Below are 20,690 nucleotides of genomic sequence, written 5' to 3' on the forward strand. Positions count from 1 at the left end.
TTTCCTCCATTTTAAATTTTTGTTAAAAAATTATAGCAAAAATTTGGAAGCTGTATCTTTTTCGTTACATTGGTATTTGATTTGTGTTTGTATATACAAACCAATGCGAACCTAATATGCGTAATTTAAACTTGTTTGTATTTGCTGTGGCAATTGCCGCAATGTGCTGTTTAATGGCCTGCTCAAAGGTTATTGAAACGCCGCGCGTTGCTGATACACAGCAATCTGCATCTACACAGGCCGAGAAAAAAGAAACTAACGAGACGCAATCATCAGGCAACACCACTACGCCTACCGTACCGGCTACACCCGTTACACCTATCACGCCAACAACGGTGTGCTGCAAAACAGAACATGTGATTATTGTAGTTATTGACGGCCCGCGCTTTAGCGAAACCTGGGGCGATAATACTCGTCAATACATTCCGCAGCAGTCAAACCTGTTGGGCCAGGCTGTAGTGGCGCACCGATTTTATAACAATGGTTCTACGCTTACAGATCCGGGTCACCTGGCTATAACTACCGGTGTGTACGAAAACATTGACAATTTTGGCGATAACATACCCGAAACACCATCTATTTTCCAGGAGTATTTAAAAAGCAGCGGTAAACCTGCCGAGAAAGCCTGGATAGTAACATCAAAGGGTAAACTGGAAATATTAGCTAACAGCAGCGCCGATGGCTGGCACAACAAATACATGCCTCGTACTGATTGCGGGCCAAGTGGTATGTACAGCGGCTACCGTGCCGATAGCATTACCATGGAGCGCACCAAAAGCATCATCGCGGCACACCACCCCAACCTGATGCTGGTAAACTTTAAAGACCCCGACTATTACGCGCACAGTAACCTGTGGGATCAATACATTAAAGGCATTCAAACAACAGACCAGTATGTGCGCGACTTGTACGACCTGATACAAAACGACCCGGAGTATAAAGGTAAAACAACGCTGATAGTAACCAATGATCACGGCAGGCACAGTAACGGTATCTTAAACGGTTTTGTTGACCATGGCTGTAGCTGCGAAGGTTGCAAACGCATCCAGTTCTTCGCCATTGGTCCCGATTTTAAAAAGTACACCAACGTAGGCATGCCTTATGAGCTGACAGACATTAGCAAAACCGTAGGCAAACTGCTTAACTTTAATACCTCCTACAGTAAAGGCCGGGTAATGACAGAGATGTTTGATTAGGTAATTTGCTTTAGCTTTTTCAGCCGTTTCATAAATCGAAACACTACATTTTGGGGTGTAGCGCATGCTACAGCAGGTGTAGCGGTGTAGCGTGCTACGCATACGGCGCTACACTGCGCCTCTGCTGATGAGGTTTTTATTTCAATCTTTCGCCGCCGATTCCGTAAAGTTCGGTATCAAGTACGCGGGTCTCAAATTCGGTAATGGGGTATTTACTTTCAATCAGTTTCAATAGCATCTCAACCGCTATCTGGCCCATATCAAAAGCCTTTTGGCGCACGTAAGCAATTTGAGGTACCAGCAGGTCAACCACATCGGAGTTAGAAAAACCGGCCACGATGATCTCAGCAGGTTCAACCTTCAGTTTCTTCAAAGCCCTGATGCACTTAATGCTAATCCGGTCGCTGCTGACGAACAGAGCGTCGGGTTTTTCGGGCATGGCCAGCAGGTCTTTAATTACTTGTTCAATTTCCTGGTAGTCGTGGCCGCCAAGGCTGCATGGTTGTAGTAACTCAGGGGTAAAAGTCAGGCCGTTATCCTGTAAGGCTTTCATGTAACCCTCAACCCGTTTATTCGTGGTTGATAGTTTAGCCGCATTAGCCAGGAAAGCGATTTTTCTGCGGCCGGCTTTTATCAAAGCTTCGGTAGCATTGTAGGCGCCGCTAAAATTGTCGGATGTTACTTTAAATGTTTCTATCTCATCAACAATGCTGTCAAAAAAAACGATAGGCAGCCCTTCGTCATGCAGTTTTTTAATGAACTCGTAATCACTGGTGGCCGATGACATGGATATCAATAAACCATCAACAGATCTGTTGGCCAAATGGTTAACGTTGATCAGTTCGCGTTCAGGCGTATCATAAGTTTGTGTAATAATAGTATGATAACCTTTATCATATGCAATAGATTCGATACCCGCTATAACCTGTGAAAAAAAGCTGTTAGCAACCTCGGGCACCACAATGCCTATGGAGTAGCTGCGCTTGTTACGCAAACTCAGGGCAATAGGGTTTGAGCGATAGTTAACCTGGTTGGCATATTCAACCACCAATTGTTTGGTTTTGGTGCTTATCTCGTAACTATCACGCAAGGCCCTTGATACCGTCGAGGGTGACAGACCGAGCGCCAGTGCAATATCTTTTATGGTAGCTGGTTTATACATTTTACAGGAGATGATGAAGGTTAAACAAGGCTCCTTAACGGCTTTATAAAAGCAATTATACATTTAATTAACAGGAGTAACTCAAAAAGGCCCCGGCTAAAAATGCTACAACGATTGCGGAAATTTCCGGTATCGATTGCGTTAAATTTTGGCAACGTTTGCGCAATTTTTTTAACTATTTGTTAACGCATTGGTTTAAAAACAACTAATATAGCCTAACCAATTAACCGAAACCTGTTAATAACAACCATTTAATAAACTATGAAAACCTGTGTTAAACCACGTGCTACGCCACACTTTTTTGCTTTGCCAAAATAGTTTTTAGTAACCGGTAGGCCTTTAGCAGCCTATGTTAACATAGCCCTAAAAAGCGTGAATGGAAAACCTTTGCCTAAATTTTTTAAACCAAGCCTAATAAAAATTAAATTATGAGAACTATAGTATTAAACATTACCAATATGCGCCACGCGGTAAAACCCATAGCCATATTGCTTTGCTGCGTGCTTATGGCATCATGCAAAAAAACAATCGATGAGGTGTCGGTTATACCAACACCAATAAACGCACTTGCTAAGTTTGACGTTGCGAAAGATGCGAATGATGCGTTTAAGTTTACGTTTACGAATCAGTCGTCAAAATATAAAAAGCTGGAATGGCGATTTGGCGACGATACCTTGACCACCGAAACCAACCCAGTACATATTTATGCCAAGCCGGGTAAGTATACGGTGGATCTGAGAGTTGTTTCGGAAACCGGAAATATTTCCAGGAGGTTTTATGATATAGCAATTGTTCCGGATAGCGTGGTTAAGATTTCGGCCGAGAAAACAGGAGTAGCTAACCAGATTAAATTTGGTGTAACAGCTAAAGCGCCTATAGCTTCTGTTGTGTGGACTTTTGGTGATGTTTCGCCGGCTGTTACCAGTACATTGGCCAATCCTGTGCGCGAGTATGTGCCCGGATCATTTAACCTGGTTACTGCCCAGGTAACTACCACCAGCGGATCGGTAGTAAGTGTAAGTGCTAACAATTTTACAACAGAGGGTGCAGTAAAGGATATTACCCAGGCCAGGGCCAGGTATACCGTATCTGCCGATAATAGCTTAAACCTTGCCGAAAGTTCGCCAAACGTGTTAGACAATAATGTGGAAACCAAGTTTACCATGGGTGGTAAGGATGGCCGTTTATTTAACTATCCATTATTAATTACGCTGATCTACGATACACCTAAAACAGTTAGGCTATACGCCATAAGCAACTCGAACGATTTACCGGCACGCGATCCAAAATCATGGCGTTTGGAGGGTTCAAACGATGGAATTGTATGGGAGACTTTAGATAGCCGTACCATGACTAAGAATTTTTATGACCAAATGACGGCTTTAGGCGCTACCAAAGATGCGGATCGCTTTAAAAAATTGTTTTACTATGGCGTAGCTAATCCGAAGCCATTTTTACAGTACCGTTGGGCTATTACAGCAAACTGGGGAGACGCGGCCCTGCAAACCAACGATTTTAGGTTATTTAACTAAAAGAGCGTTTCATACTTATAGTATGATCACTTGGGTCCGGCTGTGGGAGGCAGTCGGGCCTTTTTTTATTTGTAATTTTTACCGATTGGTGCAAATCAGTAAAAATTACCATAGGTTGGTGAAATAGCACCATTGAAGCTGGTAATTAGCACTTAACTTTGGGGTATGAAAACAGGCATCCCCATTTATGATATTTGCAGCCTTACCGAAAAGCGGCAGGATATTTTGGTGAACCGGTTTTCGCCATACCTAAAAACCCACCATAACCTACATAAGGCACACAAACACTCGTTTTATCACCTGGTATTTTTTACCAAAGGCGGCGGCTCGCAAACTATCGATTTTGAGCAGGTGCCCGTTAAGCCCTTCCAAATTTATTTCATGATACCGGGCCAGGTACACAACTGGGCCTTTGAGGGTGATGTGGATGGCTACATTGTTAACTTTTCTGTGCCTTTTTTTCAATCATTTTTATTGAAGGCTAATTATGTGGATGAGTTCGCTTTTTTTGCGGGCGTGGTTAAAGATTCGGTATATGACATCCCCGAAGGGAAACAGCAACTACTGATAAACCTTTTTGAAGCTTTGATAGCAGAGACGGAAACACCGCAGCCTTTGCAGGACGATATGACCCGCGCCTTGCTACTGCAGGTATTTATTGAAGTGGGCCGCTTAAATATGGATGGTATACATACGGCATTACCATCATACAATTATACCTTACTGCGTAACTTCCAGAAACTAATAGAGCAAAACTACAAGCTTATTAAACTGCCTAAGCAGTATGCCGAGCTATTATACATTACCCCTAACCATTTAAACGCGTTGTGTAACGATGTGCTGGGCATATCGGCAGGTGAGGTAATCCGTAATAGGGTGGCGCTTGAAGCTAAGCGACTGCTCATTAACCAGGACCTTAGTATCACAGAAATTGCTAACGAATTGAATTTTGTAGATAATTCCTACTTCACCAAATTCTTTAAAAAGCAAGCCGGCTTAACACCCGAAGAATTCAGAAAAAATCAAAACTAGTTATGTATACCTTAGTTAAAGATCATATGCCACCGTTATCAGCCCTTAGCGCAGCCACACAGGCCAAATGCCCAAAATGCCGTGTAGGCAATATGTTTGCCAATAACATGTACGGCCTGTCGTCACAAAAAATGAACGAAACCTGCCCGCATTGCGGTTTTAAGTTTGAAATTGAGCCAGGCTATTTTTATGTGGCCATGTTTGTAAGCTACGCATTTAATGTGGCTCAAATGGTAACGCTGGCCGTAGCTATTTATATATTAAGCGGTAGCGAAAATCCATGGATATATGTCGGCGTGCTGCTGGCATCGGCGGTGATATTTTCTCCATTTAACTTTAGATACTCAAGGGTCGTGTTGTTGTATTGGCTAACTCCGGGTATCCATTATGACCCGGCCCGTTCGGCGGCAGATTATAAAAAGATTGGTTAAAACTACCTGTGGCTTATACCCGGCCATCCTTTTTTATAGGGTGGCTTTTTTATTTTATTGCGGTTTAATAATACATAGATTTATGAGTTAATTGTTCATTATCAGTATATTAGTTTGTTTTTAGACGAGCCTTATCACAAAATGACTACAATTAACATAGATGCAACCGCCATCCCGGTACTATTGGAGATGGAGTTTCAGACCCCGCAGCAATTTTTTTATACGGTAGAAGTAACCGACCAGGACGGAAATGTAAAGTTTACAGACCAGGGCCGCTGGGACGGTAAAAAGAAATTTGACCTGGGCCCCGGCTCTGCATTGATCAACCGGTATTTAAATATTTATTGGACGGTTATCGACCCTAACGGAGCAGGTAATAATTTTAACGCCACAGCTACGGCAAAGCAAAACAACGCGGTAAAGCCCACCATCCAGGTATGCAGTGGCACGTCTACCGCCACTACTGTAAACAAAACCACTTACGCTCATTTTGTTTAACCGTACGCTCATGAAAAAAATAGCAGTTTTATTATGGTGCGCTGCCTTGGGCGTGCAATGCAGCTTTGCGCAGGTAAACAGTGCCGAAAACACTATACAGGCCGGTTGGGGAACGTTAAATTATGCGGTGCCTGAGTCGCCTGCGTTTAAGGCGCTGGGTACAAGTGCCAGCAATATTATGCGGCCTACCGCTACGCGTGATATCGCCTTATCTATAGGTAATCATTTTATAAACGATGGCGGAACTATCCCACAGAATATGGCTGTGGAGATATCGCCGGCACTGTTTAACCCACGCATGAGTTTGGCCGATTTTAAGAAGAACCGCTTTTGGTATACATCGGCACTTTCGGTAGGTACAAAAGTTAATAAGGATAAAAGCTACGCCATTGGCATTGGCTTTAAAATTAAATTGGTGGATAAGCAGGACCTACGCGCCAGCGATACACTTATAGCCAAATTTAACGAGTTTGGCCAAAGCGCCAACACCGCCTATGTTAAAGCTGTGAAGCAGGTTACCCGCGAATTTTTAGCCAAAGACAAAACAACCCAGCTTAATTATATACAATACCAGGAAATGATAACCAACGCCTACAGCGACCTGAAAGATGCGCGACACAAGGAGGTTGAAAAAGCGATAAATGATGTTATTGCCAGATCGTTCGATGTTAACCGTATTTCCGAGATTCGCGACAGCGTGAAAAAAGCATCGTGGAATAAGCCTGTTTGGGATCTGGGCGTCGCGTCGTTATTCAATTCTAAAGACTCGTTGATAAGCAGTATCCAGCCGGCCTCAAAGCTAGGCTTGTGGACATCCTATGGCTTGCCGTTGTTTGGGCAAAAGGGCCAGTTACTTATTGGCTTAACCGGGCAAATAAAAGATACACTGAACTCCAAACTGAGTTTGCGTACGCTAAACATCGGTTCGCGTGCGTATTATGGGTCGAACGATACCAAAGGTTTTATAGAATGTAATGGTAGTTTTTCAAGCGCGCAATCTGCAGGCTATCGGGCAGCTATAGGTATTGAAACAACATTTTTTGGCGGCATGTGGGTTGACTTTAGTTTAGGATTAACGAAGCAAGGCAGCGCAAAAGCGGTATTTACACCAGGATTCAGTCTATCATTTGCCAATGGCGAAAAGAAAAAGGCGGGATCATAAACGCTATTTCGCTTTCAATAATTTACGCTGCATCCTGCTAAAAAATTCCGGCGTTACGCCAATGTACGATGCGATCTGTTTTTTGGGAAGACAGTTAATTAAGGTTGGATAACGCTCACAAAAGTTATGGTAACGCTCCTCGGCCGTAAGGCTCAAATTGTCATTTAAGCGTTGCTGATAGGATACCAGCGAGTTTTCGGTAATGATGCGGAAAAAGCGTTCAAACTTCGGGATATCCTGATATAGTTTTTCCTGGTTTACTTTGGATAGCAGCCAGGCTTCGGTATCTTCCAATGCCTCAATATTTAAGTTGCCGGGCTTTTGCGATAACAGGCTGTACATATCAGCAGCCCACCAGCCTACCGGGGCAAAATTAAGCACATGCTCATAGCCATTTTGGTCTATCGTATATCCGCGTAAACATCCCTTAGTAACAAAAATAGAGTGTTTACAAATTTGGCCCTGCTGCAATGCCATTTGCTTACGTTTAAAGCTTTTGGGTTGCAGCAGGGCCATAAAATGTGCCTGCTCATCGGCGGTTAAATATACGTGGCGGTCAACGCTGTTTATGATGAGGTTGTTTAGCATCAGCCCTAAATTACGCTTTATCGCGCAAACACCAATTGGTTGGCCAGGTCAATTTCGTTACGACCAATAGTATGTGGCCTGCCGGGATATACTTTTACCGTAACATCGGCACCCATTCCTGCGATAATAGCCTCGCTCTCGTGCACCCGGGTAACAGGCACATGCGGGTCAGGATCGCCGGTTGTAATGAGTATGGGTGTGCCATTAAAATTGCCGGTGTAGTTGGCCTTGTTTAGGTCTTGTCCTATCAGTCCACCGGTTAGAGCTACGGCACCACCGTAACGTTGGGCATTGCGGGTAATATATTCAAGCGTTAAACATGCCCCTTGCGAAAAGCCGGCAAAATATATGTTTTCGGGCTTAATGCCTGCTGCTAAAATATCCTCAACCGCTTCGCCAATAACTTGTATGGCCGAACTCAGCGCGGGTTCGTTATCCGCCTGCGGCGCTAAAAAACTGTAAGGGTACCAGCTATTGTTGGTGGCTTGCGGCGCTATAATAGCAGCATCCGGCAGTTTAAAATAAGAGGCTAAGCCAAGGCCGTCTTTAGCATTACTGCCACGGCCATGTAAAACAACCAGCGCGCTTTTAGCAGTTGCTAATGGCACGCCGGCTGTTAATATTTGTTTTTGATGTGTGTACATAACCATTAGTCCAATTTAGGCAAGTTGTTTTCAATTTCGGCACGGCGGCTTTCGTATTGGGCGGGCAACATTAAGTGAGTGCCCAATTCGTCGGCCGGTTCGTCAACAGCAAAGCCGGGGTTATCGGTAGCTATCTCAAACAATACACCGCCCGGTTCGCGGAAGTATAGTGAGTAGAAATAGTTACGGTCTATTTTCTCGGTGATATGCAAACCTAAAGCGGCAATTTTTTCGCGGTAATACATCAAGGTTTTTTCATCGCTTACACGGAAAGCAACGTGATGCACAGAACCACCGGCAACATGACCGGCAATTTCGCCGGCAACTTCTACCAGGTCAACAATGGCGGCAACATCAACCGCGTCGGTTATAAAGCGGTAACGGTTTACGTGCTGCTCCAATAATCTGTAACCAAACACATTGGTTAAAATAGCAGCTGTTGGCTCTATTTTATTGGTGGTGATGGTGATATTATGGAAACCTTTTAAAGCATGCTCTGCACCGATCTCGTTGGTGGTATAAGCTTCGCGATCATCAGCGTTTTTAGCTACGGTTAACTCTAGCTTCAAGCCATCCGGATCAAGCAAAGTCAAATACTCTTCGCCAAATTTTTCGGCTGGTTTGTTATAGGTTACGTTGTGTTTATCCAACCTATCTAACCAAAAATCTAAACTGCCCTGTGGTACGCTGTAACCAATCTCGGTAGCCTGGCGTGCGCCACGGCGGCCTGTTTGGATACCTTCCCAAGGGAAGAAAGTTAATATAGTACCCGGAGAACCGGCAGCATCGCCATAATATAAATGGTATGTACTTGGGTCGTCAAAGTTCACGGTTTTTTTAACCAGGTGAAGGCCCAGGGTGTTGGTATAAAAATTAAGATTGCGTTTGGCATTACCTGCTATAGCGGTGATGTGGTGAATGCCTTTTATTTGTTCGTTCATGATATGCTCCGTTTTAATTATTGTTTAAAATGATGAACAAATGTACCACGGTTTTTGCCGCCGCAACTTGACCTAGGATAAGAAATGAATTTGTCATTAGGTCATTGGTCATTTGCCTGCGGCGTCATTAGTCATTGGGTTATATTTGTAGAGACGCAATATTTTGCGTCTCCCGCCAGCCTCGCATTCGTTCACTGTCTCAGAGAGGACCCTGCGTTGTCCCATCACCCCCTAAAATATAATTTGCTTAAATGGCTTAAAGTTTTTAGTATTGGGGGAGATATTTATTTCTAACCAAGCACGCCTCCATACATTAACTATAAAAACAGATCGTCTATACAAATAGACTGATTATGGTATGTTCAATTTGCTGCGGAGCAATGGCCTGCTGGTTTCAATTATTAAAGAAAACAAACAATGCAAAGAAGAAACTTCCTGAAAAACACCGGTTTGCTGGGTGCATCTGTACTGGTAAGCAAACTGCCTACATTTGCGCAAGCGGGTTATCCAACTGTAAGGGTTACCAAACGTAATTTTACCAGTGCATCGGTTGAAAAAGCCATTGCCGAATTCAGCAAAAACGTGGCTGATAAAGAGCTGGTATGGTTATTTAACAACTGTTTCCCAAATACTTTGGATACTACAGTTGAGTATACCGAGAAAGACGGTAAACCTGATACCTATGTAATTACCGGTGATATTGATGCCATGTGGCTGCGCGATAGCAGCGCGCAGGTATACCCTTATTTGCACTTTGTTAAAGAAGATAAAGACCTGCAGAAACTGGTTGTTGGTGTAATAAACCACCAAACCAAATGCGTGTTGAAAGACCCCTATGCCAACGCTTTTTACAACGACCCTAACAAAGTAGGTGAGTGGGCAAAGGATGATACCAAAATGCAACCCGGCCTGCACGAACGTAAATGGGAGATCGACTCGCTTTGTTATCCCATCCGTTTGGCTTACCGTTACTGGAAACTGACGGGCGATACCAGCCCGTTTGATGGCAAATGGAAAGACGCTATTGAACTTACTTTAAAAACATTTAAAGAGCAACAACGTAAAACCAATGCGGGCCCTTATCGCTTTCAGCGTAAAACTGCCTGGGCTACCGATGGTGTGCCGATGAATGGTTACGGTTACCCGGTAAAAGCAAACGGTTTGATCTGTTCGGCTTTCCGCCCGAGTGATGATGCTACAATTTATCTATACCTGATTCCTGCTAACTTCTTCGCGGTAGTAAGTTTGCGCCAGGCGTCAGAAATGATCACCAAAATTACTAAGGACACCGGCCTCGCTGCACAGTTAACCGCTTTAGCTAACGAGGTTGATGCTGCCCTGAAAACCAACGCGGTAGTTACCCACAAAACTTACGGTAAAGTATACGCTTACGAAGTAAACGGTTACGGCAGCTACAACCTGATGGACGATGCCAACGTGCCTAGCTTGCTGAGCTTACCTTACTTGAACGCTATGCCGGTAAGCGACCCGATCTATCAAAACACGCGTAAAATGTTGTTGTCAACCAGTAGCAATCCTTTCTTCTATGTTGGTAAAGCAGGCGAAGGTATTGGTGGTCCGCATGCGGGTAAAGACCAGATCTGGCCGCTGAGCGTTATTATCCGTGGTTTAACAAGTACCAACGATGCCGAGATCAAAAAATGTATCTCGATATTAAAACATAGCAACGCGGGCACCGGCTTTATGCACGAGTCGTTCCATAAGGACGACGCGAAGAAGTTTAGCCGCCCTTGGTTTGCCTGGGCCAACACGCTGTTTGGCGAGTTTTTATGGGAGACTTACAAAAACAAACCGGCATTGCTTAAATAAGCATCGCGCGGATAAAATGAAAGAGCCGTTCCCCACCAGGAGCGGCTCTTTTGGTGTTTGACAATAGCGTGGCTTTATAGCCCCCTGTTTTTATGATATTTGCCAGCTTACCAGCGCGATACCCTCACAATGAAGAATGCAAAATATTACATAGCCGCTATTTGGGCTTACGCCACCTGGGGCTTTTTTAGCCTGGTGCTTAAGCCACTGAGTGCCTATAGTTCTGTTGATATTTTATTTTACCGCATCTTTAGCTGCGCGATATTGTTGCTGTTGATCACCACGCTGTTTAAACGCAAAGTTTTGGGTGAAACCATAGCCACGTTTAAAGCCCTGCCTCCGCAGCGGAAACGTAAACTGATTTTGTTAAACGTAGGCGGTAGTGTATTGTTAAACGTCAACTGGTTCTCGTTTATTTACGTGCTTAACCATGTTAGTATAAAAGCCACCTCGCTGGCCTATTTGGTTTGCCCTATTATTACTACGTTGCTGGCGTTCTTCATCCTGCGGGAAAAACTGAATAAGTTTCAATGGACCGCCGTTGCTTTGAGCGTGCTGGGTTGTCTGCTACTATCCTATGCAGATATTATGGATATGGTTTACGGCATCATTATCGGCTCAACATATGCGGCTTATTTGGTTAGTCAGCGAAAAAACACCGGGTTTGATAAATTTATATTGCTTACGGCGCATATCACGCTATCATCAATCATATTGCTGGCCTTTTATCCGGGCTATGCGGGACCGGTCCCCACCGAAACTAAGTTTTGGGCCTATATAGAAGTGATAGCCGTATTGTTCACCATTATTCCGCTGTTTTTAAATTTATATGCGTTAAAAGGGCTTAATTCTTCTACTGTGGGTATGTTGCTTAACATTAACCCTATTATCGGTTTCGCGCTGGCTAATGTTATCTACCGCGAACAAATAAGCGCCCTGCAAATCCTGGCATACAGTATCATATTTATAGCTGTGCTGGTATTTAATGCCCATTATATTTTTAAGCCAAAGCCTGTAACTGCCGAGGTTGAGTGTATCTGATTGAAGCGTAAACTTTGGTGATATTTTGCTTCTTAGTTTTTAAATGATCCCGAATATTTAATACATTTAAGAGCCAATCGATAACCTGAATGAAAATCACAATGCATTGCCTGCTTTTTTTAGTCTTATGCTTATTTAACAGCGCTGTTTTCGCGCAAGGTACATTTACCCTGTCGGGGAAGGTGACCAACGAAAAAGGCGAAGCACAAAGGGGGGCCACAGTATTTATTAGCGGCACAACCCGCATTATGCCTACTGATGCGCAAGGGCGCTTTGCATTCGCAAAAATATTTCCCGGCAACTACCAGCTATCGGTTAAGCTGATAGGCTTTAAGCCGTATACACAGAATGTCATCATAAGCAACGAATCGGTTAACGTAAAAATAGAGTTGGTTGTAAAAATTAACGAACTTAACGAGGTAGTTATTGGGCCCGATAACTGGGAGGAGCATTACCAAATGTTCAAGAAATTCTTTTTAGGTACTACCCCTAATGCTGCGCAATGTGTTATTATCAACCCCAAAGTGCTAAGCTTTAAATACAGCAAAAAGAAAGACCTGCTTACGGCCTATGCAGATGATTTTTTGGTAATTGAGAACAAAAGCCTTGGTTATCGCATACAATACATGCTAAAGTATTATAGCAAAGAAAAAACGATAGTAAATTATGACGGCGAACCCGTTTTTGAGGAGTTGGAAGGTACAGAGAGAGCCAAAAAGCGTTGGCAGCAAAACCGGGCAAGTACTTACCGTGGCTCATTTATGCATTTCACACGGTCGGTTTTCAATAATTCTGTAATAAAGGAGGGTTTCCTGGCGTATGGTATACGCAGTGTGTCTGCGGGCAAGGGCGGAGATGTGGCCGAGTTAGAGCCAAATCCTATAAATTTTGATACGGTGGCTATACGGATGGATAGTGCTTTCGTGTTATTAAACTTTAAGTCGATGTTTTTAATTAACTATAACCCTGCAAGAGCCGAAAAAGTATTGGCGGGTGGAACCAAGTATAAAGTTGAGTCGGAATTGATAACGTCCGACGATTCCTTGTTAAGTCTTCACCTAAACGTTGCCAACATTGATGCCCGTGGCAGTTATGGCGATTACCGTACGTTTTTAAAACAGGGCGTATGGGGCAGGCAGTTAATGGCTGATAAGCTACCCTATGAGTATCAGCCGCCGGCGAATTGACATGCAACCTCTTAACCGTCTGTCACTGCTTTCTATTGTTAACCATTGCATATTTGAGTGTCAATTTTAAAAACCTGGATGAAGATCATAGCCAACAATTTCCTAATAGTATTATTATGCTTGTTTAGTAGCCATGTTTCGTCACAAGGTACATTTACCCTGTCGGGAATGGTAACCAACGAAAAGGGCGAAGCACAAAAAGCCGCCACCGTTTTCATCAGCGGAACGCAAAAAATTACAGCTACCGACGCAGACGGGCGCTTTGCTTTTTCGGGGATGGGTTCGGGTACTTACCAGGTATCGGTTAAAATGCTGGGCTTTGCCCCTTATTCGCAAAACGTAATATTGCAGGGCGAGTCGGTTGATGTGAAAGTGGGTTTAACGGTAAAACCTTTCGAGTTAAAAGAGGTGGTTATTGGTCCGGATAATTGGGATGCTAATTACGCTATGTTTAAGGATGCCTTTTTGGGCACCACTAAAAATGCCAAAAGCTGTGTTATTGTAAACCCCAAAGTACTCAGCTTTAGTTATAGCAAAAAGCGCGACGTGTTAAGTGCCGAGGCGGATGATTTCCTGGTGATCGAAAATAAAAGACTGGGCTACCGTATACGCTACATGTTGAAGCTGTTTGATAAAAAGCGCAGCCTGATCAACTACGATGGCGAAACCAGTTTCGAAGAACTGGAAGGCACCGATAAAATGAAGAAAGAATGGGAGGAGAACCGCGCCGAAGCCTACAAAGGTTCGTTAATGCATTTCCTTCGGGCAATTTATACTAATAAGGCATTGCAAGAGGGTTTTATGGCCCATCAGTTGGCGCGCGCGTTTGGCAGCAGGGTGGGTACCAAGGTAAGTATTGATCCCCGCCCCATGAATTTTGACACCATTTCCGTACGGCTGGATAGTTCGTTGGTAGCGCTAAAGTTTACTTCCATGTATGTATACTATAACCCCAAAAAAGCGGCGAAGTTACTGGCAGGTGAAGCACCTTCGAAATTGAACGAGTTGATGTTTACTGATGATGATTCGATATTGAAACTTTACCTTAATATGGCTACCGTAGATGCAAGAGGTAGCTATACAGATTACCGCACTTTCTTAAAGCAAGGCAAGTGGGCCATGCTTCTTGTGGGGGATCAACTTCCCTTTGAATACCAGCCCCCTACAGCCAAACAATAACTTTTTTCTGTCATAGGTCAGTTATTATTAGAGATTGCTACACTAAATTGTTACAGTAACAATTTTGCGAAATCGTTTTCGTTGTCAATCAAAGCTGTAATTTTGCTGTTAACCTAATTACCTAATCAATCACTATTCACTATACTACGTATTGCGAATAATGGGCTGGCTACCGCTTGCCGAACATCAATTTATTGCCCACGGGCTACTTATGAAAAAACACTACCTGTTTTACTTTATTATACTGCTGCTATCGGCCACAGCTTGCCGAAAGAATAATATTATTATCGATAAAAACAAAACCGATAACGGTACGGGTAATGGCAACAAGCCGCCCATACAATTGTCGCCACCCAAACTCTCCGGTTTTAAGATAAATGGCGCCTCCTGCGGGTTTGATTCGCTTAGCAACGCTTACTACTATCCCGTACCGCTGGGTACATCACTAACAGGTTATACTATCAGCTTTGACACTACAGTAGTAAAATCCATAACCATCGATAACCTTAAACAAAAAAATGGTGATGTAGTAAACTATGAGCTTAAAACCAATCAGCAACTGGTTATTAAAACGGCCGACAAGAGCGGCACAAGCCTTACCTATAGCCTAACCATTACCGGTTTGCCTATTGTTATGCTAAAAGCCGCGTCACCAATAGGTGACGATCGTGTAAATGCATCAATGACCTTGGTTAACAGCGACTATCAGGCCGAGAAAAGCGAATTGCAGATTGCCACAGACATCACCATAAATCTTCGCGGAGCTACTTCACGATACTACCCTAAAAGCTCATACGCCGTACATGTTACGAATGACAGTGGCGACGATAAAGATGTTGCGTTTTTAGGTTTGCGCGATGACAATAGCTGGATATTGGATGCCATGTATATCGATCAATCGCGCATGCGTAACCGCCTGTGTACCGATATATGGAACAGTTTTAATAATGTACCCCACATAGCCAGCGAGCCCAAAGCCCTTAACGGCACTCGCGGCTACATGACCGAGGTGTTTTTAAATAACAAATACCAGGGCGTTTACTGCCTTACTGAAAAGCTCGACCGCAAACAACTACAGGTTAAAAAGCAATATGGCAATATGTACAAAGCCAACCTGTGGACGGATCAAACATCGCTATACCGTGCTATCCCTTTTGATAACAGCAGCGATACCTGGGGCGGCTGGGAGTTGGAGTATCCCGAGCTTGGTGATACCCCCGCGCCAAACTGGGGCTATCTGCATGATATCATAAACTTCATAGGTACATCAACTGATGATGAGTTTGATAACGAGATAAAAAACAAGGTGGACATCAATAATATGGTCGACTATTTCATATTCATCAATATGATGCAGGCGCCCGATAATGAGAATAAAAACACCTTCTTTAGCTTTTACGATTATCGCAACGCGCCTAAATTTTTCTACTCGGTTTGGGATTTGGATGGAAGTATGGGGCGCAACGCGGCAGGCAACTATCTTTCAAACACACTGGTTAAGGTCAATAATAATAATTTGATGGATAGGCTGATGACCCTTAACACCGCTAACTTTAAAACGCTGCTAAAAGCCCGTTGGAATGCTATCAAAGATAACCAGTTTAGTAAAGCTACTATCGGCGGGCGTATTGAGGCTTACCGCAGGCAACTGGCCAATACCAACGCCTTCGCCCGCGAACGTGGCGTATGGACTAATATCACGCAGGACCTTAATATAGAAGCTGATTACATGACCACCTGGTATTTTGCCCAATATAATCTGTTTGATGATTACGTGAACAGCCTGTAAGCAGGTCGCTTTTTTTGCGTGGCTAACACATTTTGCCTAAATTGCCTCAAAGCTCATCACCCATGGAACTTAAAGAGGCATTAGCAAAATTAGAAGCATCTGGTAACGAAAGCGTACGTATCCATAACAAAAAATGGGGCGCTAACGATAACCAGTTCGGTGTAAAAATGGGCGATATCCGCGCCATTGCCAAAGCCATTAAAATAAACCATCAGCTAGCCAATCAACTTTGGCAAACGGGTAACATGGATGCCATGCTGTTGTCTTTGCTGATCATAAAGCCCAAGCAGTTTACACTGGCGCAGCTTGATGAAATGGTGCGGCAGATAACATCTCCCCAAATAGCCGACTGGTTTAACAGTTACCTGGTAAAAGAACATCCGGATAAAGATCAGCTACGCGAAAAATGGATGAACGACAATAACCCCTGGGCTGCACGCGCGGGCTGGAGCTTAACTAGTGGCCGGATAGCCCGCGAGCCCGCAGGCATTGACATAAAAGCGGCGCTGGACAGAATTGAAAAGCAAATGCCGACTGCCCCGCCCGAAGTACAATGGACAATGAACTCGGCGCTGGCCAATATTGGCATCAAGCATGCACCGTACCGTGAACGCGCGCTGGCCATTGGCGAAAAACTGGGTATTTACCGGGACTATCCTGTTTCAAAAGGTTGTACATCGCCGTTTGCACCTATTTGGATAAATGAGATGGTTAAGCGCGAAGGCTAATTAACAGATAAAAATTTTTCTGCTTTTATGGAATTTGGTATCTTGATGCATCTTATTGGTGAACCAAGCCAAAAATCATGTTTAAAACAACCGCCTTATCAATTGCCGTGCTGTTATGCATCGCTTTACAAACCAATGCGCAGAGCGGCGTAACCTTCGACGTTGAAGAACTTGCTCGTCCTCAAAAGCTGCTTCCTGAGAAAAATTATAATCTCATCCTGCAAAAACTGATACGGATGAATGACGGTGTTAGGGAAAGTGACAGCGCCAAAATAGCTTCGTACAGGATAGTTGCCAAAAGCAAGATACCGGAGAGCCTGGTTACGTATGATCTTAATTCGTTCTTCAGAGGCATGCACGCCGCCTATTCTGACCATCGCCCGTTCACTTTATCGCCCGATATGATGTGGTTGATCATTAGCCAGGGATTTGCTCAACACGTTAAAAATAATAAAGAAGAACTGCGGTCGATGTTTGTGAAGTTTGATGGGAAAGCAACGCTTAGTGTGCAGCATGATGGTATAAAGTTAAGCAACCCCGATAGCCCCTGGGAAGAAGTGTTCCCGATGTTTACCAAGCAAATAGCCGGGCATACCGGGCAGGAGCTAATTGACGTGTTGACGGCTGATTTCTCTACCACCACACCAACCACAAGGGTAGCATCGCAAATTACCTTGATGAACGCCATGGGTGTTTATTTTGATTATATGATGCTTAGCGGCTGCGGCATACCGCAGATCACGCTGGAGGGCACCACACAGGATTGGGAACGCGTGCTGGCTAAAACCGAAGCCTTGCGAAAGTATAAGCTAGGTTGGTGGGTTGATAAAATGACGCCCGCGCTTAAGCAGTTCGTAGCGGCATCAAAGGGTAAGGTAAAAAAGAGTTTCTGGCAAACCATGTTCAAGTATCATTACGCCAAAGGCAAGTATTTACCACCCCAGATAATTGATGGTTGGATAGTGAAATTCTTTCCCTATAATGATAGGGGGCAACGCAATAATTTGAAGATGATCGTTCGTTCGGCTGATGGTAAAGACCATTTACCTAACGAGATCGTGGAGGTTGATCTTAAATTTGTTAGCGATACCGATGGAGAAGTGCCACTGGAATTATGGGCAGGGTTTGTTGGCCTGGAGCAGGATGGTAAAACCATGGGACTTAAGCCCCGAATCGGTTGGATGATACGCCGGAAGGAGGGGTTGCGACAGTCGGTATTGAACCGCTTGAAATACCAGATGGGATTTATGAGCGCCATAACCATAGTTGATGAAGTGCCGCCCGAATTGATGCAAATAGGCCCCATCAAAAAGCTTGATATGTTTTTTAAGAAAGATGTTGTTATACCAAATGAACTGGCCAAAATATCCATCGGCGAACTATACATAAGCGGCCACATGAGCGCGGATCAAAAGGAAAAGATCGTAAAACTGTTCCCCAATACCAAGGTAAAGTTTAGCGAGAATGACTACCCTATTCGCAATGAGTTTTCTACATGGTAGCATTTACTCTACAAACCAAATAGAACATATCTATTTTTTACATGTAAACAACAATATTTTGCATAAACTTGCAGTGTCAAGCAATTGTTATGAGCGAAGAGTTTTATCTGCAGATATTTAATAAACAGCAACACGCCGAGTCGGTCCCATCTAACAAAGAGATCACCAATTGGGCATTGCATGTTATTCGTTTGCTGTTTCCTGAGCAGGCAAAAAAGGTTTTCTCAACCATGGCGCAGTTAAAAGATGAGTTTACCAAACTGCAGGAAGAGCTATATCACATCATGAACGCCACCAAGGCTTGCAGCGATTGCAATAACGAGCAACGTGCCAAAGCTTTTTTTAACGAATTGCCTGAACTTTACCGCATACTGAACACCGATATACAAGCCATATTTAACGGCGACCCTGCAGCACGCAGCGAGTTTGAGGTAATACGCACCTATCCGGGCTTTTATGCCATTTGCTTTTATCGTTTGGCACATAGCCTGTACCGAAATGATGTACCCCTGCTGCCGCGGATATTAACCGAAGACGCGCACTCAAAAACAGGTATCGATATACACCCTGCTGCCCAGATTGGCGAGTATTTTTATATTGACCACGGCACCGGCCTGGTTATTGGCGAAACTACCGAAATAGGCAAACACGTTAAACTATACCAGGGTGTAACCCTTGGCGCGCTAAGTGTGGCCAAAAATATGGCTCATACCAAGCGTCACCCAACGGTAGAAGATAACGTAGTGATCTACTCGGGTGCTACCATTTTAGGGGGCGATACGGTGATAGGGCATGACAGTGTTATTGGTGGCAACGTTTGGCTCACCCAAAGCGTTGAGGCGCACTCAAGGGTGTATCACACGCCAATGATCAAAGTTTTAACAAAGGAGCAATAATTATGGCAGGAATGCTGAGTTTGATAGGCAATACGCCTCTGGTTGAAATTACACGGTTAAACCCAAATCCTAAGGTAAAAATATATGGCAAGCTGGAGGGCAACAACCCGGGCGGCAGTGTGAAGGACCGAGCGGCTTATAATATGATCAAAAGCGCTTTGGATCGTGGCGAGATAAGCGAAGGCACTAAACTGATAGAGGCTACGAGCGGCAATACCGGCATCGCGTTAGCTATGATAGCCAGCTTATTTGGTTTGGAGATAGAACTGGTACTACCATCAAACTCCACCCGCGAACGTACCTTAACTATGGAAGCCTTTGGCGCCAAAGTAACGTTACTGGAAGGCATTGAAGCCTGTCGCGATTATGCCGAAGCTAAGGCCCTTACGCCCGGCTATTTTATGCTGAACCAGTTTGCTAACCCTGATAACTACTTAGCTCACTACAAAACTACTGGTCCTGAGATTTGGCGTGATACTGATCAACAAATAACACACTTTGTAAGCGCCATGGGTACCACAGGCACCATTATGGGCTGTTCAAGATTTTTTAAAGAAGTAAACCCAAAGATACAAATAGTAGGCTGCCAGCCAATGGACGGCTCATCCATTCCCGGCATACGCCGCTGGCCCGAAGAGTATCTGCCTAAAATATTCGATCCTGCACGTGTGGACCGTGTAATGGATATCTCAGAGCTGGAGGCCACGCTAATGGCTCGCAAAATGGCCAAGCAGGAAGGCGTATTTGCCGGCATGAGCAGTGGTGGCGCATTGGCTGCGGCTATTAGGCTTGCCGAAGAACTGGATCATGGCACCATCGTTTTCATCTGCTGTGATCGTGGCGATAGGTACCTGAGCAGCGAGTTGTTCGGCTAAGACCTCTCCCAACCCTCTCCGAGGGGGAGGGCTTTAGTTAGAATCTTGTATTAGGGTAAAAAAGACTAACAGGGTGCGCCACTTTTAAAGTGGCGCACTTGGCGCAGCTAAATTTTATAAAATATTGTAAATCAAATAATTATCCAAAAAAGCGGCGCACTGTGGCGCACCCCACCTATTTCACAACTATTTGATTTTTAAGGCTTTGATATTTTAGGAGTTGTTTGCTTGATAAAAGTGGCGCAGCAAAATCGCAAAAAATGGCGCACCCTTAAAACACGATTGTCATCCTTCGCTATGCTGAGGATGACAATATAAAAAGCGCAATCAAAAGCCCTTTCGTTACAGCAGGGTCTCTCGTAGAGGACCCTGCGTCTGGCATGCTCAATTGCAGGGTCCTCTACGAGAGACCCTGCTAAGACAATGTAAAGGCACAATCAAAAGCCCTCCCCCACGGGGAGGGTTGCGAGGGGTCAT

19 protein-coding genes are annotated in these 20,690 nt (G+C 44.2%); 15 read left to right on the forward strand and 4 right to left on the reverse strand.

Features of this window, described 5'->3' with window-relative positions; genetic code table 11:
• The first annotated feature begins 116 nt into the window (after positions 1–116).
• On the forward strand, positions 117–1,196 hold the full coding sequence (locus tag AC59JT_RS17330; RefSeq protein WP_497401303.1) for an alkaline phosphatase family protein: 1,080 nt from the start codon (positions 117–119) through the stop codon (positions 1,194–1,196).
• A gap of 136 nt (positions 1,197–1,332) precedes the next feature.
• On the opposite strand, the gene AC59JT_RS17335 is transcribed toward AC59JT_RS17330, so the two are convergent.
• Positions 1,333–2,358, reverse strand: a complete 1,026-nt coding sequence (locus AC59JT_RS17335; protein ID WP_497401305.1) for a LacI family DNA-binding transcriptional regulator — start codon at positions 2,356–2,358, stop codon at positions 1,333–1,335.
• Between the two features lie 428 nt (positions 2,359–2,786).
• On the opposite strand from AC59JT_RS17335, the gene AC59JT_RS17340 reads away from it, so the two are divergent.
• From AC59JT_RS17340 to AC59JT_RS17360, 5 genes are all read left to right on the forward strand, one after another.
• Positions 2,787–3,890 (forward strand): PKD domain-containing protein, encoded by a 1,104-nt coding sequence (locus AC59JT_RS17340; RefSeq protein ID WP_497401307.1) that lies wholly within the window; start codon positions 2,787–2,789, stop codon positions 3,888–3,890.
• 165 nt (positions 3,891–4,055) lie between these two features.
• On the forward strand, positions 4,056–4,922 hold the full coding sequence (locus AC59JT_RS17345) for an AraC family transcriptional regulator (RefSeq protein ID WP_497401310.1): 867 nt from the start codon (positions 4,056–4,058) through the stop codon (positions 4,920–4,922).
• Between the two features lie 2 nt (positions 4,923–4,924).
• On the forward strand, positions 4,925–5,353 hold the full coding sequence (locus AC59JT_RS17350) for a DUF983 domain-containing protein (protein WP_497401312.1): 429 nt from the start codon (positions 4,925–4,927) through the stop codon (positions 5,351–5,353).
• Between the two features lie 141 nt (positions 5,354–5,494).
• Positions 5,495–5,851 (forward strand): hypothetical protein, encoded by a 357-nt coding sequence (locus AC59JT_RS17355; RefSeq protein WP_497401314.1) that lies wholly within the window; start codon positions 5,495–5,497, stop codon positions 5,849–5,851.
• A 10-nt stretch (positions 5,852–5,861) separates the two neighbouring features.
• Positions 5,862–7,013 carry a hypothetical protein gene (locus tag AC59JT_RS17360; RefSeq protein WP_497401316.1) on the forward strand — a complete coding sequence of 384 codons (1,152 nt, stop codon included), beginning with the start codon at positions 5,862–5,864 and terminating at the stop codon, positions 7,011–7,013.
• Between the two features lie 3 nt (positions 7,014–7,016).
• On the opposite strand, the gene AC59JT_RS17365 is transcribed toward AC59JT_RS17360, so the two are convergent.
• The 3 genes from AC59JT_RS17365 to AC59JT_RS17375 are packed head-to-tail and all read right to left on the reverse strand — an operon-like array spanning position 7,017 to position 9,186.
• Positions 7,017–7,601 (reverse strand): Crp/Fnr family transcriptional regulator, encoded by a 585-nt coding sequence (locus tag AC59JT_RS17365; protein ID WP_497401318.1) that lies wholly within the window; start codon positions 7,599–7,601, stop codon positions 7,017–7,019.
• 17 nt (positions 7,602–7,618) lie between these two features.
• The gene (locus AC59JT_RS17370) at positions 7,619–8,245 is read right to left on the reverse strand and encodes an alpha/beta hydrolase (RefSeq protein ID WP_497401321.1); all 627 of its coding nucleotides are present in this window, start codon (positions 8,243–8,245) and stop codon (positions 7,619–7,621) included.
• A 5-nt stretch (positions 8,246–8,250) separates the two neighbouring features.
• A complete protein-coding gene (locus AC59JT_RS17375) occupies positions 8,251–9,186 on the reverse strand; it encodes a ring-cleaving dioxygenase (RefSeq protein WP_497401323.1) in 936 nt (311 codons plus the stop codon).
• A 417-nt stretch (positions 9,187–9,603) separates the two neighbouring features.
• On the opposite strand from AC59JT_RS17375, the gene AC59JT_RS17380 reads away from it, so the two are divergent.
• The 9 genes from AC59JT_RS17380 (at position 9,604) to cysM (ending at position 20,213) form a co-directional block, all read left to right on the forward strand.
• Positions 9,604–11,016 carry a glycoside hydrolase family 125 protein gene (locus AC59JT_RS17380; RefSeq protein ID WP_497401325.1) on the forward strand — a complete coding sequence of 471 codons (1,413 nt, stop codon included), beginning with the start codon at positions 9,604–9,606 and terminating at the stop codon, positions 11,014–11,016.
• A gap of 129 nt (positions 11,017–11,145) precedes the next feature.
• A complete protein-coding gene (locus AC59JT_RS17385) occupies positions 11,146–12,057 on the forward strand; it encodes an EamA family transporter (protein ID WP_497401329.1) in 912 nt (303 codons plus the stop codon).
• Positions 12,058–12,146: 89 nt separating this feature from the next.
• On the forward strand, positions 12,147–13,244 hold the full coding sequence (locus AC59JT_RS17390; protein ID WP_497401333.1) for a carboxypeptidase-like regulatory domain-containing protein: 1,098 nt from the start codon (positions 12,147–12,149) through the stop codon (positions 13,242–13,244).
• A 57-nt stretch (positions 13,245–13,301) separates the two neighbouring features.
• Positions 13,302–14,423 (forward strand): carboxypeptidase-like regulatory domain-containing protein, encoded by a 1,122-nt coding sequence (locus tag AC59JT_RS17395; RefSeq protein ID WP_497401336.1) that lies wholly within the window; start codon positions 13,302–13,304, stop codon positions 14,421–14,423.
• Between the two features lie 211 nt (positions 14,424–14,634).
• Positions 14,635–16,212, forward strand: a complete 1,578-nt coding sequence (locus tag AC59JT_RS17400) for a CotH kinase family protein (protein ID WP_497401340.1) — start codon at positions 14,635–14,637, stop codon at positions 16,210–16,212.
• 62 nt (positions 16,213–16,274) lie between these two features.
• A complete protein-coding gene (locus AC59JT_RS17405; protein ID WP_497401342.1) occupies positions 16,275–16,940 on the forward strand; it encodes a DNA alkylation repair protein in 666 nt (221 codons plus the stop codon).
• Positions 16,941–17,017: 77 nt separating this feature from the next.
• Entirely contained in the window at positions 17,018–18,442 is a 1,425-nt protein-coding gene (locus tag AC59JT_RS17410; protein WP_497401344.1) for a DUF4419 domain-containing protein, read from the forward strand.
• Positions 18,443–18,531: 89 nt separating this feature from the next.
• Complete coding sequence (epsC, locus tag AC59JT_RS17415) at positions 18,532–19,338, forward strand: serine O-acetyltransferase EpsC (RefSeq protein ID WP_497401346.1); 807 nt, start codon at positions 18,532–18,534, stop codon at positions 19,336–19,338.
• A gap of 2 nt (positions 19,339–19,340) precedes the next feature.
• Entirely contained in the window at positions 19,341–20,213 is an 873-nt protein-coding gene (gene cysM, locus AC59JT_RS17420) for a cysteine synthase CysM (protein WP_497401348.1), read from the forward strand.
• The last annotated feature ends 477 nt before the right edge of the window (positions 20,214–20,690 follow it).

The organism is Mucilaginibacter sp. A3364 (assembly GCF_059690715.1).